Source organism: Microbacterium sp. NPDC055903 (genome assembly GCF_053615555.1).
In genome coordinates, this window is the sequence record NZ_JBSHCA010000003.1 from 308,389 (window position 1) to 331,793 (window position 23,405).

At 67.9% G+C, this 23,405-nt stretch carries 23 protein-coding genes and 1 riboswitch; of the genes, 15 read left to right on the plus strand and 8 right to left on the minus strand.

The features are described from left to right. Positions 1–21: 21 nt before the first annotated feature. Both ACWGJP_RS15310 and ACWGJP_RS15315 read right to left on the minus strand, forming a co-directional pair. Positions 22–1,656 (minus strand): solute symporter family protein, encoded by a 1,635-nt coding sequence (locus ACWGJP_RS15310; RefSeq protein WP_452330660.1) that lies wholly within the window; start codon positions 1,654–1,656, stop codon positions 22–24. Beyond that, entirely contained in the window at positions 1,653–1,997 is a 345-nt protein-coding gene (locus tag ACWGJP_RS15315; RefSeq protein WP_452330661.1) for a DUF485 domain-containing protein, read from the minus strand. Before ACWGJP_RS15315 ends, ACWGJP_RS15310 begins: the two co-directional genes overlap by 4 nt. Before the next feature lie 112 nt (positions 1,998–2,109). Between ACWGJP_RS15315 and ACWGJP_RS15320 the strand changes: the two genes are divergently transcribed. The 3 genes from ACWGJP_RS15320 to ACWGJP_RS15330 all read left to right on the plus strand — a co-directional run bounded on the left by ACWGJP_RS15320 (position 2,110) and on the right by ACWGJP_RS15330 (position 3,816). Further along, positions 2,110–2,967, plus strand: a complete 858-nt coding sequence (locus ACWGJP_RS15320) for a LuxR C-terminal-related transcriptional regulator (protein ID WP_452330662.1) — start codon at positions 2,110–2,112, stop codon at positions 2,965–2,967. A 54-nt stretch (positions 2,968–3,021) separates the two neighbouring features. After that, positions 3,022–3,089: riboswitch (guanidine-III (ykkC-III) riboswitch) on the plus strand. Positions 3,090–3,100: 11 nt separating this feature from the next. Continuing rightward, positions 3,101–3,427 (plus strand): DMT family transporter, encoded by a 327-nt coding sequence (locus ACWGJP_RS15325; protein ID WP_452330663.1) that lies wholly within the window; start codon positions 3,101–3,103, stop codon positions 3,425–3,427. Positions 3,428–3,468: 41 nt separating this feature from the next. After that, positions 3,469–3,816, plus strand: coding sequence for a histone-like nucleoid-structuring protein Lsr2 (locus ACWGJP_RS15330; protein WP_452330664.1), 348 nt, complete (start codon positions 3,469–3,471; stop codon positions 3,814–3,816). A gap of 30 nt (positions 3,817–3,846) precedes the next feature. On the opposite strand, the gene ACWGJP_RS15335 is transcribed toward ACWGJP_RS15330, so the two are convergent. Next, a complete protein-coding gene (locus ACWGJP_RS15335; RefSeq protein ID WP_452330665.1) occupies positions 3,847–4,479 on the minus strand; it encodes a MarR family winged helix-turn-helix transcriptional regulator in 633 nt (210 codons plus the stop codon). Between the two features lie 104 nt (positions 4,480–4,583). Here ACWGJP_RS15335 and idi point away from each other — a divergent pair, with 104 nt between their 5' ends. The 8 genes from idi to ACWGJP_RS15375 are packed head-to-tail and all read left to right on the plus strand — an operon-like array spanning position 4,584 to position 12,449. Next, the gene (gene idi, locus ACWGJP_RS15340; protein ID WP_452330666.1) at positions 4,584–5,108 is read left to right on the plus strand and encodes an isopentenyl-diphosphate Delta-isomerase; all 525 of its coding nucleotides are present in this window, start codon (positions 4,584–4,586) and stop codon (positions 5,106–5,108) included. Then, on the plus strand, positions 5,108–6,202 hold the full coding sequence (locus tag ACWGJP_RS15345) for a polyprenyl synthetase family protein (RefSeq protein WP_452330667.1): 1,095 nt from the start codon (positions 5,108–5,110) through the stop codon (positions 6,200–6,202). The genes idi and ACWGJP_RS15345 overlap by 1 nt, the downstream gene beginning before the upstream one ends. Beyond that, complete coding sequence (locus tag ACWGJP_RS15350) at positions 6,199–7,101, plus strand: phytoene/squalene synthase family protein (protein WP_452330668.1); 903 nt, start codon at positions 6,199–6,201, stop codon at positions 7,099–7,101. The genes ACWGJP_RS15345 and ACWGJP_RS15350 overlap by 4 nt, the downstream gene beginning before the upstream one ends. Then, positions 7,098–8,708, plus strand: a complete 1,611-nt coding sequence (gene crtI / locus ACWGJP_RS15355; RefSeq protein WP_452330669.1) for a phytoene desaturase family protein — start codon at positions 7,098–7,100, stop codon at positions 8,706–8,708. The genes ACWGJP_RS15350 and crtI overlap by 4 nt, the downstream gene beginning before the upstream one ends. Then, complete coding sequence (locus tag ACWGJP_RS15360; RefSeq protein WP_452330670.1) at positions 8,708–9,043, plus strand: lycopene cyclase domain-containing protein; 336 nt, start codon at positions 8,708–8,710, stop codon at positions 9,041–9,043. The genes crtI and ACWGJP_RS15360 overlap by 1 nt, the downstream gene beginning before the upstream one ends. Then, entirely contained in the window at positions 9,040–9,369 is a 330-nt protein-coding gene (locus tag ACWGJP_RS15365; protein WP_452330671.1) for a lycopene cyclase domain-containing protein, read from the plus strand. The genes ACWGJP_RS15360 and ACWGJP_RS15365 overlap by 4 nt, the downstream gene beginning before the upstream one ends. Then, the gene (locus tag ACWGJP_RS15370; protein ID WP_452330672.1) at positions 9,366–10,232 is read left to right on the plus strand and encodes a prenyltransferase; all 867 of its coding nucleotides are present in this window, start codon (positions 9,366–9,368) and stop codon (positions 10,230–10,232) included. Before ACWGJP_RS15365 ends, ACWGJP_RS15370 begins: the two co-directional genes overlap by 4 nt. A gap of 39 nt (positions 10,233–10,271) precedes the next feature. Beyond that, entirely contained in the window at positions 10,272–12,449 is a 2,178-nt protein-coding gene (locus tag ACWGJP_RS15375) for an MMPL family transporter (protein ID WP_452330673.1), read from the plus strand. A 19-nt stretch (positions 12,450–12,468) separates the two neighbouring features. Here the strand turns inward: ACWGJP_RS15375 and ACWGJP_RS15380 are convergent, their stop codons facing one another. Next, positions 12,469–13,257, minus strand: coding sequence for an ABC transporter ATP-binding protein (locus tag ACWGJP_RS15380; protein WP_452330674.1), 789 nt, complete (start codon positions 13,255–13,257; stop codon positions 12,469–12,471). Further along, positions 13,254–13,922, minus strand: a complete 669-nt coding sequence (locus ACWGJP_RS15385; RefSeq protein WP_452330675.1) for a FadR/GntR family transcriptional regulator — start codon at positions 13,920–13,922, stop codon at positions 13,254–13,256. Before ACWGJP_RS15385 ends, ACWGJP_RS15380 begins: the two co-directional genes overlap by 4 nt. A 164-nt stretch (positions 13,923–14,086) precedes the next feature. Here ACWGJP_RS15385 and ACWGJP_RS15390 point away from each other — a divergent pair, with 164 nt between their 5' ends. Both ACWGJP_RS15390 and ACWGJP_RS15395 read left to right on the plus strand, forming a co-directional pair. After that, positions 14,087–15,583: a 2-isopropylmalate synthase gene (locus ACWGJP_RS15390; RefSeq protein ID WP_452330676.1), complete on the plus strand. Its 1,497-nt coding sequence runs from the start codon at positions 14,087–14,089 to the stop codon at positions 15,581–15,583. A gap of 44 nt (positions 15,584–15,627) precedes the next feature. Then, positions 15,628–16,374 carry a gamma-glutamyl-gamma-aminobutyrate hydrolase family protein gene (locus ACWGJP_RS15395; protein WP_452330677.1) on the plus strand — a complete coding sequence of 249 codons (747 nt, stop codon included), beginning with the start codon at positions 15,628–15,630 and terminating at the stop codon, positions 16,372–16,374. Between the two features lie 7 nt (positions 16,375–16,381). Here ACWGJP_RS15395 and ACWGJP_RS15400 read toward each other — a convergent pair whose 3' ends face one another. The 3 genes from ACWGJP_RS15400 to ACWGJP_RS15410 are packed head-to-tail and all read right to left on the minus strand — an operon-like array spanning position 16,382 to position 21,295. Beyond that, the gene (locus ACWGJP_RS15400) at positions 16,382–18,793 is read right to left on the minus strand and encodes a glycoside hydrolase family 2 TIM barrel-domain containing protein (protein ID WP_452330678.1); all 2,412 of its coding nucleotides are present in this window, start codon (positions 18,791–18,793) and stop codon (positions 16,382–16,384) included. Continuing rightward, positions 18,793–19,809, minus strand: coding sequence for a Gfo/Idh/MocA family protein (locus ACWGJP_RS15405; protein ID WP_452330679.1), 1,017 nt, complete (start codon positions 19,807–19,809; stop codon positions 18,793–18,795). Before ACWGJP_RS15405 ends, ACWGJP_RS15400 begins: the two co-directional genes overlap by 1 nt. Then, a complete protein-coding gene (locus ACWGJP_RS15410) occupies positions 19,799–21,295 on the minus strand; it encodes an MFS transporter (RefSeq protein WP_452330680.1) in 1,497 nt (498 codons plus the stop codon). Before ACWGJP_RS15410 ends, ACWGJP_RS15405 begins: the two co-directional genes overlap by 11 nt. Positions 21,296–21,421: 126 nt before the next feature. On the opposite strand from ACWGJP_RS15410, the gene ACWGJP_RS15415 reads away from it, so the two are divergent. Together ACWGJP_RS15415 and ACWGJP_RS15420 are read left to right on the plus strand one after the other, a co-directional pair. After that, complete coding sequence (locus tag ACWGJP_RS15415) at positions 21,422–22,429, plus strand: LacI family DNA-binding transcriptional regulator (RefSeq protein ID WP_452330681.1); 1,008 nt, start codon at positions 21,422–21,424, stop codon at positions 22,427–22,429. Positions 22,430–22,807: 378 nt separating this feature from the next. Continuing rightward, complete coding sequence (locus ACWGJP_RS15420) at positions 22,808–22,990, plus strand: helix-turn-helix domain-containing protein (RefSeq protein ID WP_452330682.1); 183 nt, start codon at positions 22,808–22,810, stop codon at positions 22,988–22,990. The last annotated feature ends 415 nt before the right edge of the window (positions 22,991–23,405 follow it).

The following is a 23,405-nucleotide window of genomic DNA, read 5'->3' on the forward strand; positions in this document are numbered from 1 at the left end:
GCGCGGATCAGCGCATCCGCATCAGTGCTCCACGGCTTTCTCCGAACCGAACCCGGTCAGCGAGCGCACCTCCATCTCGGCCGCGAGCGCCCTCGACTCCTCGCCTCTGGCCAGCACCGTGCCCAGCCATCCGAGGAAGAAGCCGAGCGGGATGGAGACGATGCCGGGGTTGTTCAACGGCCAGATCGCGATGTCGATCCCGGGGATCATCGAGGTCTCGGACCCGGAGAACACCGGCGACAGCACGATGAGGATGATCGCCGAGCCCAGCCCGCCGTACATGCTCCACACCGCGCCCTGCGTGTTGAACCTCCGCCAGAACAGCGAGTAGAGGATGGTCGGCAGGTTGGCGGATGCGGCGACGGCGAAGGCCAGCGCCACGAGGAAGGCGATGTTCTGCCCCTGGGCGCCGATGCCGCCGACGATCGCGAGGATGCCGATGACGACCACCGTGCGGCGCGCGACCCGCACCTCGCCGTTCGGATCCGCGGCGACCGCCGACCCGTCCTGGCCCTGCCGGCGCTTCTGGATGACATTGGCGTAGATGTCGTGGGCGAACGAGGCCGCCGCCGTGATCGTGAGACCGGCCACCACCGCGAGGATCGTCGCGAAGGCGACGGCCGAGATGAATCCGAGCAGCAGGGGTCCGCCGAGCTCGGCCGCGAGCAGCGGCGCCGCGGAGTTGACGCCGCCGGGGGCGGCGAGGATCGTCTCCGCTCCGACGAGCGCCCCTGCTCCGTAGCCGAGCACGAGCGTCAGCAGGTAGAAGCCGCCGATCAGCCAGATCGCCCAGACCACCGAGCGACGGGCCTCTTTCGCGGTGGGCACCGTGTAGAAGCGCATGAGCACGTGCGGGAGCCCCGCTGTTCCCAGCACGAGCGCCATGCCCAGCGAGAGGAAGTCCCAGGGGTTCGCCCCGTACTGCAGCCCCGGCGCGAGGATCGCATCGCCCTGCGGGGAGTTCGCCACCGCCGACTCCAGCAGCGTGTTCAGGTTGAAGCCGTTGATGGCCAGCACCCAGATCGTCATCGCGAGTGCTCCGCCGATGAGCAGGAAGGCCTTCACGATCTGCACCCAGGTGGTGCCCTTCATGCCCCCGATGAGCACGTACACGATCATGAGCACGCCGACGACGGCGATGACGATCGACTGCCCCAGCCGTCCGTCGATGCCCAGCAGCAGCGCGACGAGGCCTCCGGCTCCCGCCATCTGCGCGAGCAGATAGAAGAAGCACACCGCGAGCGTCGTGATGGCGGCGGCCATCCGCACCGGCGTCTGCTTGAGCCGGAACGAGAGCACGTCGGCCATCGTGAACTTGCCGGTGTTCCGCATCAGCTCGGCGACCAGCAGCAGCGCCACCAGCCACGCCACGAGGAATCCGATCGAGTAGAGGAAGCCGTCGTACCCGTTCACGGCGATCGCGCCGCAGATGCCGAGGAAGGATGCCGCGGAGAGATAGTCGCCCGCGATCGCGAAGCCGTTCTGGGGCCCGGTGAAGGATCGGCCGGCGGCGTAGTAGTCGGCTGCCGTGCGATTGTTCCGGCTGGCGCGGATGACGATGAACAGGGTGACGGCGACGAATGCCGCGAAGATCGAGATGTTCAGCACGGGATCGTTGTCCGCGGTCGCCTCCGCGGCCATCGGGAAGACGTTCATGCCCTGCTCCTCTGCTCGAGATCCTCACGAATGTGCGACGCCACAGGATCGAGTCGCCGATTCGCGAATGCGACATAGCCCATCGTGATGGCGAACGTGGACACGAATTGTCCGAGCCCGAGAAGCAGGCCGACGGTGATATCGCCTGCGACGCGCTGGCCCATGAATTCCGGAGCGAATGCCGCCAGCAGCACATATCCGAAATACCAGAGCAGGAAGAGCACGGCCAAAGGAAAGACGAACGACCTCTGGCTCCGTTTCAATCCTTGGAATTCGGAGGATTGCTCGACCTGGATGTAGTCGATCGATCCGGCCGATTCGTCGTCGATTCGGTCTGTCATGAGGCCTCCTTGCCGCATGTCGGAATCCAGCCGCGGCGGTGGCCGCCGGGTGGTAGGGTCGACGCTACGAAACGGGGAACAGGGTCGTCACCCCCGGAAGTAGGTAGCAGCTGTGCCCCCCACCCATCCGAGCGAAACGGACGCCGAACTCGTCGCCCAGGCGGTGCGCGAGCTGGCCAGACGCACCCGTTTTCCGGTCGCCTTCGGAGGTCTCCTGGAAGACGGAGAGGTCTCCGTGACCTCCATCGTCGGCTCGCGCACCCACAGCCTCGAGGGCCTGCGCGTGCGCCCCGAACGCGGCCTCGGCGGCAGGGCGATGACGGAGCAGCGCCCGAGGATGACCAGCGACTACCGCACCTCCCAGCAGATCACCCATGACTACGACGGCTTCGTCCTCGGTGAGGGTCTGCGCACGCTGCTGGCGATCCCGATCATCGTGGAGGGGCGCTCACGCGGCGTGCTGTACGCGGGCGCGTGGGAGCAGTCTCCGGTCGGCGGCGTGACCACGGCCCCTGCGATGAGCGTGGCCGAGTCGGTCGCCTCCGAGCTGCGGATCCGCGATGAGGTCGGGCGGAGGGTGCGCGCGATGTCGTCGCCGCCGGAAGCCGTCACGGCCTCGCAGCGCGAAGGGCTGCGCGAGAGCTTCGCGGAGTTGCGCAGCATCTCTGCCTCGGTCGAAGATGAACAGCTCCGCGACCGCCTGACCGCGCTGGAGCAGCGGTTGCTGGCGCTCGCCGGCGATGATGCGGCACCGACGACGGGGCCCATCCCGCAGGTGCATCTCTCCCCGCGGGAGACCGACGTGCTCGCCTGCGCGGCGCTGGGGGCGACGAACGCGGAGATCGGGGCACAGCTGGGGCTGCGGGAGAGCACCATCAAGGCCTACCTCGGAGCAGCGATGTCCAAGCTCGACGCCTCCACACGCCACGCCGCCGTCGCGAAGGCCCGCCGCGTAGGTCTGCTCCCCTGAACCCAGCGGCTTCGACGTGCCCTGCTCCTGCCCAGGGTCCGTTGCTATTGTGAGATCCGGTCGCCGACCGCGGCCCCGGACGAGGCGGACCAGTACCCGGAATGCGAAAAGACTGGCTCCATAGGAGCACGTCATGTCGTGGATCATTCTCATCGTGTCCGGAGTCCTCGAGGCCGTCTGGGCCACCGCGCTCGGAAAATCCGACGGGCTGAGCAAGCTCTGGCCGAGCGTCGTCTTCTTCGGCGGACTCGTCTTGTCGATGCTCGGTCTCGCCTATGCGATGCGGGAGATATCGACCGGCACGGCCTATGCGGTATGGGTCGGAATCGGTGCATCCTTGACCGTCATCTGGGCGATGATCACCGGCGATTCCGATATCTCCTGGGCGCGAATTCTGCTGCTCGTCGGATTGGTCGGCTGCATCGTCGGCCTCAAGCTGATCGACCCAGGACACGAGTGAATTCCTGGCCAATGCGGGATTCCTCTGCCTATGATGAGGAAATGGCCAGGAAAATCGTTCATCAGCTCGTCGATGACATCGACGGGACCGTTCTCGAAGTCGGCGAGGGCGAAACCGTCCACTTCTCTCTCAATGGCATTTCGTACGAGATCGATCTGACGATCGAGCACGCAGACGAATTGCGATCCGCCCTCGAGCCCTTCATCGCCGCCGGTCGGCGTTCTTCGACGGCATCCGCCGCGCGAGCGGGATCCGCGCGCAAGCGTCCTGCCGCACGCAATTCTGACACCGCTGCGATCAGGGAGTGGGCGAATGCGAACGGCCACAAGGTCTCGGAGCGCGGACGGATCCCCGCTCCGGTCCTCGAGGCCTATCGCGAGGCCCACTGACAAGGATGAAGCATGGCGGGCATGCGGAGGTCACCCCTCCGTATGCCCGCTTTCTTGTGCCCAGGCCTCGTCCTTGAGCGTGATCTCCTCGGTCATGTCGCGCAGGAAGCGGATGACCACGTCCCTCTCCTCGGCCGTGAGCCTGGCCGCGGCGTAGAAGCGCTTCGACTGCTGACGGCCCACCGTCTCCATGGCCGCCCGATGCGTCTCCGCGGTGATGGAGATCGCCAGCGCCCGTCGATCGGTGGGGTGCGGCGCTCTCACGATGTGTCCGCCGCGCTCCAGCCTGTCCAGGAGCTTCGTCGTCGAGGCCGAGGAGATGTGCAGATGCTGCGCGATGCCACCCGGCGTCGCGATCATCGAGCGATGCGAGCACACGATGAGGTAGTGCAGCGCGCGCATGTCGGTCTCGTTCAGCTGCATGTAGCGGCGGGAGACCTCGGAAAGGTGCTGCTCCGCCTCCCTGAGATCTCCGAGCGCGGTCATGAGCTCCGTGATCTGGCGGATGTCCTCGGCGGCCATGCCGCTGCGATCGACGAGCGACTGACGAGGGTCGCTGTAGTCGACGTCGTAGATCGCCGCGTCGTCCAGGCCGTCCTGGCTCGTGGACCGCGCCCCGACGGCGCCGCCCGCGCCGGTCTCGGGGTCGTGTTCCTTCCGCATGACGGTTATATTACACCTCCCATTTTTCATGCTAGCTTTATTTCTCACCTGGCTAGCAATACGCTGGGTGTAGATCATGATCCGATGCAACGGAGAGGGCCCGCATGGAACTCGTCATCCTCCTCGATGAGGAAGGGAATCCGACGGGAACGGCGCCGAAGAGCGATGTCCACGGCGTCGACACCCCGCTGCACCTCGCGTTCTCCTGCTATCTCCTCGACGCGGACGGCAGGGTGCTCGTGACCAGGCGGTCCCTCGCGAAGCGGACGTGGCCGGGGGTCTGGACGAACAGCTTCTGCGGGCATCCGGCCCCCGGCGAGAAGAACGAGGACGCCGTCGTCCGCCGCGCAGCGCAGGAGCTCGGCGTTGCCGTCCGCGATCTGCAGCTCGAACTGCCCGACTTCCGCTACCGCGCTGTCGATGCCTCCGGCATCGTCGAATACGAGGTGTGCCCGGTGTACACGGCCCGCATCGACGGCGAGCTCCGACCCGCGCCAGACGAGGTCGCGGAATGGGCGTGGATAGCCCCTGACGCCTTGCGCACCGCCGTGGTGGCTGCGCCCTTCGCCTTCAGCCCCTGGATGCGTGAGCAGCTCGCCCTGCTGGCGACGACGGACGGATTCCGGTGATGCGCGCCGTGACGATCAGAGAAGACCTGCACTCCGCCATCGAGGACCGCCTCCGACACCGACTGGATGCTCGTGCCGCAGCGGCCGAACCCTACGGCGCCGAGTTCATGCGCCTGTGGCGGCTGACCGGTGATCGCGTGCTCGGCGGCAAGCTCCTGCGCCCGCGCCTCGTGGTCGAGCTGCACGCGGCGCTCGCCGCCGAGAGGCTCGAGGAACCGACGTGCCCCTCGACGACCGTGCTCGACCTCGCGGTCGCCGTCGAGCTCCTGCACTACTCCTTCCTGCTGCACGACGACGTCATCGACGGCGACGTACAGCGCAGGCATTCCCCCAACCTCATCGCTGCGCTGCGCGACGAGCATCCGAATGCGGAGCGTCGCGCGGGCGAAGCGCTGCACTGGGGCCGTACCGGTGCCATCCTCATGGGAGACCTCCTCCTCGCCGATGTCCATCAGCGCTTCGCCAGGGCCGACGTGCCCTCCGAGCAGCGCATGCGCATCCTCGACCTCCTCGACCACACCATCACCGAGACGGTCGTCGGTGAGCAGCTCGACGTCGCCCTCGGCGACCACGTCGTCTCCGCCGATCTGCACACCATCCTGTCCATGTCGGAGTACAAGACGGCGACCTACACCTTCGAGTTCCCGCTCCGCCTCGCGGCGATCATCGCCGGGCGCGACAACGCCCTCGAGACGGACCTCGCGGCGATCGCCCGTCACCTCGGCCTGGCGTTCCAGCTGCAGGACGACCTGCTCTCCGTCTTCGGAGAGGGCGAAGAGCACGGCAAGGATCCGTACTCCGACCTGCGAGAGGGCAAGCAGACGGCGCTCGTCGCCTACGCGCGGATGACGAGCACCTGGGTCGGGATCGAGACCCGCTTCGGCGCCGCCGACCTGACCGAGCAGGAGGGAGCGGGGATGCGCGATGCGCTCCGCGCCTGCGGCGCCGAGCGCTTCGTGCAGAGCCTCGTGGACGAGCAGCTCTCGGCCGCGTACGCCCTCATCGCGGATGCGGAGGCGAGCGGCGCGCTGCCGCCGGCCGCGCGGCGCGTGCTGACGGCGCTCACCGATCGACTGGAAGGGCGCCGGGCATGACCCGCGACGAGAACGAAGCACTGCACCGGTTCACGGACACCGCCGAGATCGCGACGACGGATGTCATCCGCGCCTACTCGACCTCCTTCGGCCTGGCGACGCGCCTGCTCGGACGACGCCACCGCCAGCACGTGCGCAACGTCTACGCGCTCGTGCGCATCGCCGACGAGATCGTGGACGGCGTCGCCGCAGAGGCAGGGCTCGACGCGTCTGCGCAGCGCCAGGCCCTCGACGAGTACGAGGCGGCGACGCTCCGAGCCATGCGCACGGGGTACAGCAGCGACATCATCCTGCACGCCTTCGCCCGCACCGCGCGCGAGTGCGGCATCGATGAGCAGCTCACCGGGCCGTTCTTCGCCTCGATGCGCGCCGATCTCACGGCGGCGGATGGTGAGGAGACCGTGCGGGGCCACGACGCGCAGGCGCACGAGCGCTACGTGCACGGCTCGGCGGAGGTCGTCGGCTTGATGTGCCTCCGGATCTTCCTGCGTGGCTCCTCACCCGCTCCGGACCGGCTCGCCGCCCTGGAGCACGGAGCCCGGCGGCTCGGCGCCGCGTTCCAGAACGTCAACTTCCTCCGCGACCTCGCCGACGACACCGACCGGTTGCACCGCGGCTACCTCTCGGAGGGCGGCCGGCTGACGGATGCCGACCGCGATGCCTGGGTCCGCACGGTCCGCGAGGAGCTCGCCGACGCCAGGGCGAGCATCCCGCTCCTCCCGCGCGACGCGAGGGTGGCCGTGCGCAGCGCACTCGGGCTGTTTGCCGCGCTGACTGATCGCGTCGCCCGCACGCCCGTCGAGACGCTGTATCGACGGCGCGTGCGGGTCCCCGATCCGGTCAAGGCGCTCATCGCCGCTCGTGCGGTGATCACCACGGCGCTGGAGCCGCGGCGATGAGCCGGGTCGTCGTCATCGGCGGCGGCGTCGCTGGTCTCGCGACCGCAGGGCTGCTGCGTCGCGACGGGCACGAGGTGACGGTGCTCGAGAAGAACACGCAGCTCGGCGGACGCGCGGGGTCCATCGAGCGCGAGGGGTTCCGCTTCGACACCGGTCCCTCCTGGTACCTCATGCCCGGCGTCTTCGACCACTTCTTCGCGATGATGGGCACATCGACGGCTGAGCAGCTGGAGCTCGCACGACTCGACCCGGCCTATCGCGTCTTCCGCGAGCCGGAGACGGTGGACGGCCGCGCAGACCGGATCACGGTCCCCGCCGACCCCATCGGGGTCTCGGCCCTGTTCCACTGGCACGAGCACGGCGCCGCCGAGGAGCTCGGCCGCTACCTCGACTCGGCGAGGCACGCGAACGAGATGGCTGTCCGCCACTTCCTCTACAACCCGTTCACGCGCGTGCGGGAGCTGCTCAAACCCGAGATCCTGAAGGCGCTCCCCCAGCTCGCACGGCTGCTCCTCACCCGCCTCGACTCCTTCGCCGCACGGCGGTTCCGGCATCCTGCGCTCCGGCAGATCCTCGGCTATCCGGCGGTGTTCCTCGGCACCGACCCGCGGCGAGCGCCAGCGATGTACCACCTCATGAGCGCCCTGGACCTCGACGAGGGCGTGCAGTACCCGCTCGGCGGCTTCGCCGAGGTCGTGGAGCGGATCGGAGCGCTGGCGACGGCATCCGGCGTCGAGATCATCACGGGCGCCGAGGTGACCGGGATCATCGCGGAGGGCGCAGGGCGACCGGCCGCACGCGGGGTGCGGTGGCGCGACGCGGACGGCGTCGAGCACGTGCACGAGGCGGACGTCGTCGTCTCCGCGGCCGATCTCCACCACACCGAGACACGTCTGCTCCCCGCGTCGCAGCGCAGCTACCCCGAGCGCTGGTGGCGACGTCGCACGAGCGGACCCGGTGCGGTCCTCGTGATGCTCGGCGTCCGCGGAAGCCTGCCGCAGCTGCCGCATCACTCGCTGTTCTTCACCCGCGACTGGGATGCGAACTTCGACGCGATCTTCGGCGACGACGCGCACATCCCCGACCCCGCGTCGCTCTACGTGTGCAAGCCATCGGCGTCGGACGACGGTGTGGCGCCGGAAGGCCATGAGAACCTCTTCGTCCTCGTGCCCGTCCCTGCCGACGTCTCGCTGGGCGGCGGAGGCGCAGACGGCGCGGGCGACCAGACGATCGAACGGGCAGCGGATGCCGCGATCGACATGATCGCGCGGTGGGCCGACATCCCCGACCTCCGTGAGCGCATCGTCGTGCGTGAGACCAAGGGGCCCGCCGACTTCGCGGAGGACTACAACTCCTGGCGCGGCGGGATGCTCGGTCCCGCGCACATCCTCTCGCAGAGCGCGATGTTCCGCGCGCAGAACGCCTCGAAGAAGGTCGACGGCCTGTACTACGCCGGTGGCACGACCGCTCCTGGCGTCGGCGTGCCGATGTGCTTGATCAGCGCCGAGATCGTGCTCAAGCGGATCCGCGGCGACCACTCCGGCGGGCCGCTGCCCGTTCCTGCGGCCGAGCGCGCCGAGCATCCGAGTATGGAGCCGACGTCCTGATGGGCATCCTGTATCTGCTCGCCCTCCTCGTATCGCTCGGCTGCATGCTGCTGCTCGACCACCGGTTCCGGCTGTTCTTCTGGCGCGATCCGCTGGCGGCATCCGCGGTGACCGTGGCGGGAACGCTGTTCTTCCTGGTCTGGGATGTCGCGGGCATCGCGCTGGGCATCTTCCTGCGCGGTGACAGCGGCTTTGCGACGGGGATCGTGCTCGCGCCGGAGATGCCCCTGGAGGAGCCGGTCTTCCTCGTGTTCCTCGTGGTGTGCACGATGATCGCCTACACGGGAGCGGAGCGATTGCTCGCGCGCCGCAAGAAGGGAGCGCAGCAGCTGTGACCTACACCGCCCTTGCCCTCGTCTTCCTCGGCGTCGCCACGGTCATAGCCGTCGGCCTTGCCGCCGCACGGCGCCGCCGCCCGTCGATCCCCGCCGTACTCATCGCGGCGGCAGTGCTCGTGATCCTCACCGCGGTCTTCGACTCGATCATGATCGGCGCCGGCTTCTTCCACTACGAATCGGTGCACCTCCTCGGAGTGACGATCGGGCTGGCCCCGCTGGAGGACTTCGCCTATCCGCTGGCGGGCGCCCTGCTGCTGCCCGCGATCTGGACGGCGATGCGCGCGCGCCGCCGCGCCGTGGACGACGAGGAGGACCGGACATGACCGGACGCGCGCTGCCCCTCATGGTGCTGGCCTCGCGGCCGATCAGCTGGATCAACACCGCGTTCCCGTTCGGCGCCGCATACCTGCTCACGACGCGCGAGATCGACGCGGTGTTCGTGATCGGCGTGCTGTACTTCCTCATCCCGTACAACTTCGCGATGTACGGCATCAACGACGTCTTCGACTACGAGTCCGACCTCGCGAATCCCCGCAAGGGTGGCATCGAGGGCGCCCTCCTGCCGCCCCGGCTGCACCGCACGGTGCTGTGGACAGCGCTGCTAACGAACGTGCCGTTCCTCGTGTACCTGTTCGCCGTCGGCACCCCGGCCTCCTGGGCCTGGCTGGCCGTCAGCGTGTTCGCCGTGATCGCCTACTCGGCACCGCGACTGCGGTTCAAGGAGCGGCCGTTCCTCGACTCGATCACCTCCAGCACGCACTTCGTAAGCCCGGCGATCGTGGGACTCGCGATCGCGGATGCTCCGATCACGACGGATCTCGTGGTGATCCTCACCGCGTTCTTCCTCTGGGGCATGGCAGCCCACGCCTTCGGCGCGGTGCAGGACGTCATCCCCGACCGCGAGGCGGGCATCGGCTCTGTCGCGACGGTCATCGGAGCGCGAGCCACGGTGCGGGTCGCCGTCGTGCTGTGGACCGTCGCCGGTGCGGCGATGCTGTTCACCTCATGGCCAGGCCCGCTGGCCGCGCTGCTGGCCGTCCCGTACCTCGTGAACGCGGCGCCCTGGTGGAACGTCACCGATGAGACGTCGCCGGAGACGAACCGCGCCTGGCGACGCTTCATCGTGCTCAACTACATCGCCGGCTTCCTCGCCACCCTCGTGCTCATCTACGCCTGGCTCGGCTGAGCCAGGCCCCTTCATCCTGCAAGAAAGGCTTCATCCGCCATGTCCTCCTCCACACCGCCGACGTCTCGCACGCGTGATCGCAAGGGCGGGTCCTGGGCCCGCATCCTGCTGCCCGCCGTGCTGATCCTCGTCTGGCTCGTCGGCGCCGGTCTCGGCGGCCCGCTGTTCGGCAAGGTCAGCGAGGTGTCGTCGAACGACCAGACGACGTATCTGCCGTCGTCGGCCGAGGCGACCGAGGTGCAGGAGGTGCTCGGCGAGTTCAACGACAGCGAGTCGATCCCCGCTATCGCCGTGTTCGTCGCGGAGTCGGAGCTCAGCGATGCGCAGATCCAGGACATCTCGGATGCCGTCGCCGGCGCTCCCGATATCGAAGGCGTGACCGACGACGTGTCGCCCGCCCTGACCTCGGACGACGGCAAGGCGGTGCAGGCGTTCATCCCGATCTCCAGCGATGCCGACCTCGGCGACACCGTCGAGGCGCTCGAGGCGCAGCTGGAGGACGCGGCGCCCTCCGGCGTCGAGGTCTACGTCACGGGGCCTGCCGGCTTCAGCGCCGACCTCGCGGCGGGCTTCGCCGGCATCGACGGGCTGCTGCTGGGCGTGGCGCTGCTCGCGGTGCTCGTCATCCTCGTCCTGGTGTACCGCTCGCTGCTGCTTCCCGTCGTCGTGCTCTCGACGAGCCTGTTCGCCCTGTGCGTGGCCCTCCTGACGGTGTGGTGGCTGGCGAAGGCGGAGATCCTCCTGCTGAGCGGACAGACGCAGGGCATCCTGTTCATCCTCGTCATCGGCGCGGCGACCGACTACTCGCTGCTCTTCGTCGCCCGGTTCCGCGAGGAGCTGCGCACGACCCAGGACAAGGGCGCCGCGGTGATCGCCGCATGGAAGGGCTCCTTCGAGCCGATCGTGGCCTCGGGCGGGACCGTGATCGCGGGCCTGCTGTGCCTGCTGCTCAGCGACCTCAAGTCCAACAGCACGCTCGGCCCCGTGGCATCCATCGGGATCGTCTTCGCGATGCTCGCCGCACTCACCCTGCTCCCGGCTCTGCTGCTGCTGTTCGGTCGCGCCGCGTTCTGGCCGCGTCGCCCCGTCTTCGAGCCGGAGGTCGTCGCCCGCGAGGACGGCATGCCGTCGAAGGGCGTCTGGGCGAAGGTCGCCGGTCTCGTTCGCCGTCGGCCGCGGGTGATCTGGATCGTCACGACGCTCGTCCTGCTCGTGGGCGCGCTGGGCGTCACCCAGCTGAACGCATCCGGCGTCCCGCAGTCCGACCTCGTCCTCGGCACCTCGCAGGCCCGCGACGGGCAGACCGCGCTCGGCGAACACTTCCCCGGCGGCTCAGGCAGCCCCGCCTACGTGGTGGTCGCGGAGGACAGACTGCAGGATGCTGCGGACGTGCTGCTCGCGCACGACGGTGTGGAGTCGGTGTCGGTGACGGCATCCGACTCGCCGAGCGGATCGGCGCCGGTGACCGAGGACGGCATCCAGGCCGTCGGTGCGCCTGGCACTGCCGCGCCGGACCCGACGGTCGTCGACGGAGACGTGCTGCTGCAGGCGACGCTGTCCGATGCGGCCGACTCCGATGCGGCGGCGGAGACCGTGCGGGATCTGCGCACTCAGGTGCACGATCTCGACGCGCTCGTCGGCGGCGTCACGGCCACGGCCATCGACACCAACGACGCGTCCATCCACGACCGCAACCTCATCATCCCGATCGTGCTCGTCGTGATCATGCTGATCCTGATGCTCCTGCTGCGGTCGATCCTCGCCCCTGTCCTGCTGATCCTCACCACGGTGCTGTCGTTCGGCACGGCGATGGGCGTGTCGGCGCTCGTGTTCAACGGTGTCTTCGACTTCCCCGGGGCCGACCCCGCCGTGCCGCTCTACGGCTTCGTCTTCCTCGTGGCGCTGGGCATCGACTACAACATCTTCCTGATGACGAGGGTGCGCGAGGAGTCGCTGAAGCACGGGACCAGGGACGGCGTCATCCGAGGGCTCTCGATCACGGGCGGGGTCATCACCTCGGCAGGGCTCGTGCTGGCGGCGACGTTCGCCGCACTGTCGGTGATCCCGATCCTGTTCCTCGTGCAGCTCGCCTTCATCGTGGCGTTCGGGGTGCTGCTGGACACGTTCGTGGTGCGCTCGCTGCTCGTCCCCGCCCTGGCGTACGACCTGGGCCGGGTCATCTGGTGGCCGTCCAGGCTCAGCCGCGGCAAGCGCTGAGCGATCGACGACGGGCGCTTCAGCGGCGGCGAGCTCTCGCGCTGTAGCGCCCGTCGTCGTGCGCGACGTCGATGGGGTGCCGGAACGCCTCCGAGATGATGTCGGAGGTGATGGTCTCGTCCACGGCGCCCGCCGCGAGGACCCTGCCCTCGGCGATGACCATGGCGTGCGTGGTGGATTCCGGCAGCTCTTCGAGGTGGTGGGTGACGAGGATCGAGGCGAGCTCCGTGTCGGTGGCGGAGAGATCGTCGATCGTCTCGAGCAGCTGTTCTCGCGCGGCGACGTCGAGCCCCGTGGTCGGCTCGTCCAGCAGCAGCAGCGAGGGGGCGGCGGCGAGGGCGCGGGCGATGAGCGAGCGCCCGCGCTCCCCCTGGGACATCGTCGGCCAGATGGCATCGGGGCGATCATCAAGCCCGACGAGGGCGATGAGCTCAGCGGCGCGAGCGCGCTCGGCATCCGTCGGCGTCCAGCGCATCACCTGCTCGATCGTTCCCGTGAAGCCGGTCAGGACGACATCCGTCGCGCTCAGGGACGAACGGATCGGATGCCGGGGGTTGACGTGTCCGATGTGTCGACGCAGCTCCTGCATGTCGACGCGTCCCAGGCGATGCCCGAGCACCTCGACGGTGCCGCTCGTCGGGTGGGCCTGCGCGCCGCAGAAGCCGAGGATCGTGCTCTTGCCCGCGCCGTTCGGCCCCAGCAGCGCCCAGTGCTCGCCGCGGCGCACGTCGAGGTCGATCCCGTGCAGGATCTCCTTGCCGTTGCGGCGGAAGGTGACGGCGTCGAGCCGGAGGACAGGATCGGTCATCGCAGCGCCTCCTTCAGGTCGACGAGGTGGCTGCGGCTCTCCGCCGCGGCGGCGGAGGGGTTCTTCGCCGCGACGGCGTCGGCGAGAAGCGCGTGCCGATCGTCGTCCGCCTGCCCCCCGTCGTCGCCGCGGAGGCGGAGCATCTCGATCATCGCCTGCCGCAGCCGAGGGGTGAAGCCGTCGAAGAGCTCGAGCAGGATCGGATTGTGCGCGGCGGCGATGATGGCGCGGTGGAACGCGGTGTCCGCGTCGACGTGGGCTTCGACCCCTGGCGCGTGCTCCCTGCGCGCGAGCAGGGCACGTCGGATCGCTCTGACGTCCGACGCCGTCCTCCGCTCGGCGGCGAGCGCGGCGGCCTCGGTCTCGATCGCGATGCGGGCCTCGATGACGGCGACGATGTCTGCACGGCGGAGCACGGCGTCCCAGTCCTCCGCCGCGTCGAGGGCCGTCACGAAGACGCCGGCGCCCTGCCGCGTCGCGAGCACTCCCCGGCCGGCGAGCTGACGGATCGCCTCGCGCATCGTCGATCGTCCGACGCCGAGCTGAGGGGCGAGTGTCGTCTCACCGGGGAGCTTCTGGCCGAGCTGCCACTCGCCGGAGCGGATGCGTGCGAGAAGCAGCTCCGCCGCCTGATCGGCGAGCGGGGTGCGCTGTACCTGAGCCATGCCCAGCAGTCTAACTTGTCAACTTGTCTGAGGAGTTGTACGGTGGCTCCATGCGCATGAGCATCCTCCTCCTTCTCCGCCACGACGGGACATAGCCGGACCGGCTCCCCGTCGTGGGCAGGTGGTGCGGCCGGTCAGACATCCCGATCGACCGAGGAGCCCTCATGACCACCCCCTTCCCCACCCTGTCCACGCCGGCCGGCCCGATCCCCGATCTGGCACCGGCCTGGAACCGGCAGCGCGGCTCGCAGATGCCGTCGCACCGGTACTCCCCCGTATTCGAGCGCGTCAGCGTTCCACTCACCGAGCGGATCTGGCCGACGCGTACACTGACCGCCGCTCCCCTGTGGGTCCCGGTCGATCTGCGCGACGGCAACCAGGCGCTCGCCGAGCCCATGGATCCCGCGCGCAAGCGCCGGTTCTTCGAGATGCTCGTCGCGATGGGCTACAAGGAGATCGAGGTCGGGTACCCCTCGGCCTCCCGCACCGACTACGACTTCGTGCGCCTCATCGCCGAGTCGGATCTCGCACCGGAGGATGTCACGATCGTGGTGTTCACGGCGGCGCGGCGCGACCTCATCGAGCGGACGATCGCCTCGATCGACGGCATCCGCAATCCGGTGGTCGTCCACGTCTACACGGCGACGGCGCCGGCCTGGCGCGAGACGGTGCTCGGGCGGGGAAGGGACGAGCTGAAGCAGTTGATCCTGGATGCGGGACAGGACGTCCTGCAGCTCGCAGGCGACCGCCCCCACGTGCGGTTCCAGTTCTCGCCGGAGGTGTTCAATCTGACGGAGCCCGACTACGTGCTGGACGTCTGCGATGCGATGACGACGCTGTGGGATGCCACGCCGGAGCGCCCGGTCGTGCTGAACCTGCCCGCGACGGTCGAGGTCGCCACACCGAACGTCTACGCCGATCAGATCGAGTACATGGATCGCAACCTGTCCAGGCGCGACGGGGTGATCCTGTCCGTGCATCCGCACAACGACCGAGGCACGGGGGTCGCGTGCGCGGAGCTGGCCGTGCTCGCGGGGGCGCAGCGCGTGGAGGGGTGCGTCTTCGGCAACGGCGAGCGCACGGGCAACGTGGATATCGCCACGCTCGCACTGAACCTGCACGCGCAGGGCGTCGATCCGATGATCGACTTCTCCGACATCGACGAGATCCGCCAGACGGTCGAGCACTGCACGAGGATCGAGCTGCACCCACGGCATCCCTACGTCGGCACACTCGTGCACACCGCGTTCAGCGGGACGCATCAGGATGCGATCCGCAAGGGCTTCGCTGAGCACAGGGCTCGTGCGGCGCGGGACGGCGTCGACGAGCGCGAGCAGTCGTGGCGGGTGCCGTACCTGCCGATCGATCCGGCGGACATCGGACGCAGCTATGAGGCGGTGATCCGGGTCAACTCGCAGTCCGGCAAGGGCGGGATCGGGTTCGTCCTCGAGCAGCACCACGGCATCCTGCTGTCGCGCGAGGAGGAGGTCTCGCTGTCGGCCTACGTGCAGAGCTACACGGATGCGACCGGGACGGAGGTCGACCCGGCGCGCCTGAGGGCGCTCCACGACGAGTGGGCCGCGGGGAAACATTCCGGAAACATCGGCGACTCGGCCGCGCAAAGCTCGTCTTGCAGGATGGAGGCCAGACCTCAGCAGTAACGAGTTCGTGTGGGTGACACGAGCCGAGAACGACCGGAGATGCAATGCCCACCGCCACCCGCCGCGTCGCGATCCTGCATCCGCGCACGAAGCGTCCGCACGCCGCCCTGTACCAGGCCGAACTCGACATGCTGAACGCCTCGACCGCCGAGACGGCCGTGAGCCTGGGCTGGGATCCCCTGCTGGTGCCGACAGCCGAGGTGCCGACGGGTGACACGCTGGCCGCCGCGCGGGCGTCGGACCTCATCATCCTGATGGGTGGGGAAGATGTGGATCCGAGGTTGTATGGCGACAAGGTCGACTATCCGGGTTCCGGCCACCACGAGCCGCGCACGGACAGCACGCACATCGCCGTGGTCCTCGAGGCACTTCAGCAGCGCAAGCCCGTGCTCGGCATCTGCCGCGGCCTGCAGCTGATCAACGTGGCGCTCGGCGGAACGCTCGTGCAGCACCTGCCGACGGTGAACAACCATCGGGGGCCTTCGGCGGCGGATGCCTTCGCCAGGATGCGCGTCCGGCTCGAGCCGGGCACCGGACTCGAGCCGGACGTGAACGAGGCGCTTCCGGTGATGTGCACGCACCATCAGGCGATCGACGCGCTCGGCTCGGGGCTCGTCGTTGCCGCCCGTGCGGCCGACGGGGTGATCGAGGCCGCCGTCCATGAGACGGCCCCGATCACCGGGGTGCAGTGGCATCCGGAGCATCCGGACACCGCGGGGTTTCAGCTGCTGCCGCTGTTGAAGCGGATGGAGCGTCAGCTGAGCCGGGAGCCGGTGCGCGCGGCGAGCTGAGAGGGGATCACAGCACGAGCGCCGTCCCATCCACGGCGGCGTCGTCGGCATCGACGCGGAGCACGACCTCCCCCTCACCCGTGCGTCGGAGAACGGCGAGCGCCCTGCCATCGAACGTGGAGTGCTGCGGGGATCCGTAGCCGCCCCGCGGGGCAGGATTGCCGCTGCCGAGAGCGATCAGCTCCGCTGGTCCATCGAGCGTCACACGGACGATGACATCATGATCGACGGCGACGACACCGGCCGTGTCGCAGAGTTCGATCTCCGCGAAAGCAATGCCGTCATCGGTGAACGCCCCCGCCAACCGGATCCCGATCGCCTCTGCACGACTCTCCAGGACGTAGCTCTCGGCGCGCGCACCGTCTCGGACCGCCCAGGCGACGAGCCGACCGGGGACGTACGGCACCTCGAATCGCGCTCGGAACCGATGATCAGCGCCTGAGTCCTGCATACCGATGGTCTCTCCGTTCAGGACGAGCTCCACGCGCTCGGCATCGCTGTAGACCTCGACGGCCAGTCTGGTGCCTTCTTGACCGGCCCACGACCAACTTCCGACGCTGTCGCTCCACGTCCATGGCCCGGCATAGAGCGTGCGGTCTTCGTTCCCCGGCCGGACCACCGCGATGTAGGGCTCCTGACGCAACCCGAACACGATCTCGCGGTAGAACGAGGCCGGACGTCGTGTCCCGACGATATCGAGATCGCCGCACCACGCGGCGATCCACGGATGGCGTGCGCTCAGCGAAGGCTGCTCGCCGTCGGCGAGATGATTCGGCCGACCGATCCCGACCTCGCCCAGATAGTCGAAGCCGGTCCAGGTGAAGTCTCCGATGACATGCGCGTGCTCCCTGACGAGACCCCAGTTGACGTCGATATTGGTGGGGAAGGTCTCCGTTCCGACGATGATCCGATTCGGGAAGAGCTCCTGGTCCATGACGTAACGGCTGTCCAGGTAGTTCATGCCGGCGACATCAAGAAGGCCGAAGGACTCGGCTGTGCGTTCGGTGACCAGTGGCGATGATCCGATCTGATTCATGAACTCCCCCGGGCCCGCCATGAGCGTGTTGATTCCGGCCCCTTCATCCGTCGCCGCGCCCCGTTCGGCCGCCATCCGACGGATGTCGTCCATCACCGCGAGCATCCCGTTGACGGCATTCGTCACGAAACGAGTCGGATCAAGTCTTCGGAACTGCTCGGCGAGCTCCCTGCCGATCACCCCGCCTTCAGGCGAACCCGTCTCCGGTATCTCGTTCCCGATGGAGTACATGATGACGCTCGGATGATTGATGTCCTTCTCCACGAGCGCTTCCACATCCCGCTCCCACCAGTCCGCGAAATGCAGCGCGTAGTCGTGCGCGGTCTTGCCCGATGTCCATACGTCGAAGGTCTCGTCCATCACGTACATGCCCAGGCGGTCGCACGCATCCAATGCGGCCCGGCTGAGGGGGTTGTGGGATGAGCGGATCGCGTTGAATCCGGCCTCCTTGAGAAGACGGATTCGGCGCTCCTCGGCGGCAGCCAGCGTCGCCGCGCCAAGGATGCCGTTGTCGTGATGGATGCAGGCCCCACGGAGCTTCACCGTCGCACCGTTCACCCTCAGCCCATGGACCGGATCGAGCTGCAGCTGACGGATGCCGAAGAGCGTCTCGTCGGCGTCGAGCTCCTCACCGTCGGCGCTGACGCGCACCGAGGCCGAGTACAACTCGGGAGTCTCCGCGCTCCATCGTCGCGGGGACGCGACGTAGAGGCGCTGCCGACTGACCGAGCGGCCATGGGCCGGAACGGTGACGGGAGCCGTCGCCTCACCAACGATCGCGCCGTCCGGGCTGCGGACAAGTGCGTCGACGTCTACGGTGACAGGTCGGTTGCGAGTGTTGCGTACATCGATCGAGACCTCCACGACAGCGCCGAGGCCGTCGCTGTCGTGGGTCGTCACGCGCAGGCCGGCCGGTGCCACGTGGACATCCCGAGCGGTGAGCAACCACACGTCGCGGTAGATCCCGGCGCCGGTGTACCAGCGCGCATCCTGGCCGTTGCGAGCCTCGACCTCGATGAGGTTCTCCTCGCCAGGGCGGAGGTACTGGTCGGCATCGACGCGGAAGACGGAGTAACCGTATGGACGTTGCCCCGCGAGGGCACCGTTGATGTAGACCATCGCGTCACGGTAGACGCCCTCGAACTCGAGGACCACACGGCGGTCACCGAGGTCCGATGGCGCGTCGAAGGTCCTACGGTACTGATAGGCCCCTGGGGGGAAGTAGGCGGCTCCGGCATCCCCGTTCGGATCGCGTTCGCGTGAGATGAGCGCGTCGTGGGGGATGTTCACGTCTACGTAGGGCGCAGAGGGCCCGCCGATCTCGGCGAAGGGGTTCACCTTCTCTCTGAACTGCCAGCCATCGTTGAGCAGGGTGCGCTTCATCAGATCTTCTCCAAGGGGGTTTCGGTGATGAGACGGCGGATGCCGTCGAGGACGGTGAGACTCGCGACGGAATCATCGAGGGTGCGCCACGGGTGTTGGGTCAGCCCGCGACCGATCGCCTGCTGAACGCCATCGAGCATCGGCACGTAACCGAATCCGGCCACGTCGAACGAACGCGCATGCGCGCCGGCCAGCGCCTCTCCCAACTCGCCTTTGCGGATGCTGAAGGACCGTGCGGCCCAGAACGGCACGTCCAGCGTGAGCCAACCCGATGTGCCGTTGATCGATGCGGTCGGCTCGGAGTACTCGATCATCGACGCGCTCAGCTGGGCGTAGCGGCCGTCGTCGTAGCCGAAGGTCATGTGCGCGGAGAGGTCCACCCCGTCCGGACGCAGTCGTCCGGACGCCTGAACGCGATCGGGACGCCCCAGGACATCGATCGCCAGTGTCACCGCGTACACGGCCTGATCGAGGACGGTGCTGCTGGCCCGCTCCGCCGACCATCGCGGGGAGTCGGGCGAGGCGAACGGGAGCCCGAAGGAGGCCCGGACGCTCCGGACCTCCCCCAGTTCCCCGACATCCGAGGCCTGTAGCGCCGCGCGATAGGCCGGATTGAACCGCATCCACATCGCCTCCATCGCGAAGCGACCCGATCGGGCTGCGGCATCGTGGATACGCGCAGCGTCGACAGCGTCCGTGGCCATGGGCTTCTCGATGAGGACGTGCTTGCCAGCGGCAAGCGCCTCGATCGCCAGTCGGGCATGGGTGCTGTGGGGTGTGGCGATGTAGACGATGTCTACGGCTGAATCCGCGAGCATCCGCCCCCAGTCGCCGTACGACGTATCGGCGCCGGACCACCGCGCGAACTCGGACGCCCGGGACGCGTCCCTCGAGCACACCGCACGCAGGCGGGCTCCCGGGACGAGGCCGAGGTCGGAGGCGACGAACTCCGAGACCATCCCGGTGCCTGCGATCGCCCATCCGAGAGTCCGTGCTCGCGCCGACTCAGCCGGCATCTGCGGCACTCTCCGCTCTCGCGACACGCCGTTCCGCGAGCTCGCGCTGCATCTGCGACAGATGCTTGTCGATATTCAGGAACCAGATGATGACGCCCATCAGCACGGACACGATCAACGGAACCCAGATGTAGAGGAAGATCTCCATGCTGACCGCCGAAGCAGGCTGTGTCGGGGCCAGGCCGTCGTATGCGGCGGCAGCGAGGAGCCACCCGACCAGGGCGACGCCGAGCCCGGCACCGAAGTTCTGCCCCGCCGTGGCAGCGGCATAAGTCATGCCGTCCAGCCGCACACCGCTCTTCCATTCGCCATAATCCACCACGTCCGCGACCAGGGCGAACAGAGCGGCCGCGGCGGGGATCCCGCCGACGGCCTTGATGAGGCCGCCCACGATGAGCAGAGCGACGCTCGACGGGTCGATGAGGATGATCAGAGTGCCGATGACGGTGATGACCACCCCGAGGAGGATGGGCTTGCGCTTGCCGAATCGTCCGATGATGGCCGGCATGAACCACATCCCGATGAGCAGCGGGAGCATCTGGACGAGACCGAGGAAGCTGTACGTGTTCGGGTCGCCGAGAACATCCTTCGCGTAGTAGATGCCAACGCCAGAGGTTCCGGTGAGCAGATAGTTCAGGAAGAAGAACCCGAAAGCGAGGAAGAAGTACGGATTGCGCACGAGGATGCCGAGTGAGGTGCGCAGCGGGAGCTTCTGGCCGTCATCCTGCTTGATCGTGCTCTCGACCCGCTCCTTCGTGCCGAAGAAGACGATCAGGAAGGTGACTGCCGCGATCCCGCCGTAGAACAGGGACATGACCGTCCATCCCGCCTGGCCGCCGCCGCTGCTGGTGACGATCGGGATCGTGATGAAGTTCACCACGAGTGTCGTCGCGAGTGCGAAGAACGTGCGGATCACAGTCAGCGAGACGCGCATCTTCGAATTGCTCGTGATGACGGAGAGCAGCGTGTGATACGCGAGATTGGACCCGACGAACCCAACCCCGAGGCACAGGAAGTACATCAGGAACGCGTACAGCTCCTTGACGCCCGTCGGCAGATCCGCGGGCACGTTGAAGAGCAGGATGAACGACACCACCACGACAGGAGTGCTGAAGAGTATCCACGGGCGAGCCTTGCCCCATCGTGTCGAGGTCCGGTCGATGAACGTCCCGAGGATGAGGTCCATGGTGCCGTCGAGCACCCGCCCGAAAAGCAGCAGCGTCCCCGCGATGGCGGCACCGATGCCGACGGTGTCCGTGAAGTAGAAGAGCAGGAACGCCGAGATCGGCGCGAAGATGAGGTTGCCGCCGATATCACCGACGCCGTAGGCGAGACGCTCTCTGAGCGAGAGCCGCTGTCCGCTGGAGTCCCGGACGTCCTCCCCGACCGCCACGGCGGCGAGAGCGGCCGTCTCCGATTCCTGTGCCTTGATCGCGACCGAGGCCCGCTGCTGCGCAGCTGCCGTCCGCGTCGAATCCTCCACCATGCCGACTCCTTCGTCTCTACAGTTCATCGAGCACTCATCGCTCGGTGTCACGTGTCAGTGACACGCGACACTACCCTAGATCGACCGGGTGTCACGTGTCAACGAGGTTGTGACAGACTGGTGTGCATGAGCACGAGGCCGACGACCAAGCGCGCGACGAGCGCGGATGTCGCCCGGCGCGCCGGGCTGTCACGCTCTACAGTGAGCCAGATCTTGAACGGAGACGAGCGGTTCCCCCTGGAGACCAGGGAACGGGTCCAGGATGCGGCCAAAGCTCTCGGCTATCGCCCCTCACGAGCGGGCCGCGCCCTCGTCACCGGCCTGAGTGACATCGTGGTCGTCGTCGTACCGAACGCCACATTCGGTCCGCATCTGCAGGACTCGGTAGATCGCATCACGCGCGCCTCTGCGCTGAGCGGCATGAGCGTGGTCGTGCGCTTCGGCACCGAGGAGAGCACGCTCACCTCTGTCCTGGACCTCCGTCCGGCGGCGGTGGTCAGTCTCGGCGTCTTCACGGCAGCACAGCGATCTCAGATCGAAGCGCTCGGCACGAGGATCGTGCCAGAGCACGACGAGGCCTCGGAAGGCGGTGATCCTGATCCGTTCGACATCCTGATCGGTCGGCTTCAAGTACAAGAGCTCGTCCGGGCGGGATTCGAGGACATCGTTTATGCCGGCCTCGATGACGGGCGCCTCGATCCTTTCGGTCCGCCGCGCCTTGAGGGAATCGTGCGAGAGTGCGAGGCGCAAGGTCTCGCAGCGCCGCGGGTGGTCCGCGTGCAGCTCGACACCCGGGATGCTGTGCGTGCACTGGATGAGGCGCGGGGAGCGCTCGGTGGCCCGATCGGCATTTGCGCGTACAACGATGACGTCGCGATCGCCGTACTCGCCGGAGCGCGAGAACGGAACATGACCGTACCTCGAGATCTCGCCGTCGTAGGAGTGGACCACACCGCGATCGGCCAGTTGGTCTCGCCACGGTTGACCACGGTGCGGATCGACCTGGCCGCGCTGATGGATGACGTCGCAGAGGACCTCGCCGACTTGCATGCACGACGCACAGCGCCACAAGCGAACCCGGAACGCCGCGATCCGGCAAGGCTTCTCACGCTCGTGCGAGGTGAGACCTCGTGATCTGCCCGAGCGCCCTGGGTCCGCTTGCGAGCAGCGTCCGAGGTGGAACGTCGCGTTGGCGTGAGCCCTGATCGCCTCCTCAGGACCGAGTCGATCGGTGCGAAGATCATGTCGTGAACGGCTCTCGCGACGACGATCGACGCCTTGGGATCGCCACTGAGGCCTTCGACTTCATCCAACGGGAAGTCCGACCGCACCTGGCCTCCGCTGGGCGTCTGTGGTCGAAAGGCTCGGGCGGCTACCCGAGCTTATGGCTACAAATGCTGGCAGCACCTGTCTCCGCCAACGCGCCCCGCCTTCCGCATCCGACACGGACGTGCGCCTCCAATTCATAGAGGGTCAAGCGATGTCACGCATTGCTCACGAGAGGAGAAGGACATGAACAGGACAGACACTTCACTCGCCCTGACGATGAAGGATGCCGCCAAGCTCGTCGGCGTCGACTACCGCACGATCAAGCTCGGCATCGAGAGCGGGACGATCCCGACGATGCAGCTCGGGCCGAGGCGGACGATCCCGCGGGCGCCGCTGCTGCGGGCGTTCGGGGTGGACGTCAAGTAGCCGCGCGCGACAAGGCGCGGTCGTCCGCCCGGTGGCCGACGACACAAAGCTATCGCTGACAGTGGATCCACGCGCCGATGCGATCAGCTCCAGATGATGTCGAGGATTGCTCACGGTGAGATCACTTGGCCACCAATCGCCCACACAATGATCGCCAGGACGATCCCGGCGAGCGGATAGAAAGAACGCGAGTCGACGTCGTGCGAGCGCGATGACGCCGATGATGATTCCGGCGACGAGCAGAATTAGCGGGATAAGCATCATCAGGCCCAGCCCGTCGGCGCGTCCTCCGATGTCCATCATCGACAGCGCCGCGACGTAGAACAGGACGATCCCGACGCCGACCGAAATGACGACGAGCACGATGGGGGGGGGGGGCGGCGCGGCGGGGGGGTGGAGGCGGGCGGGGGGGCGT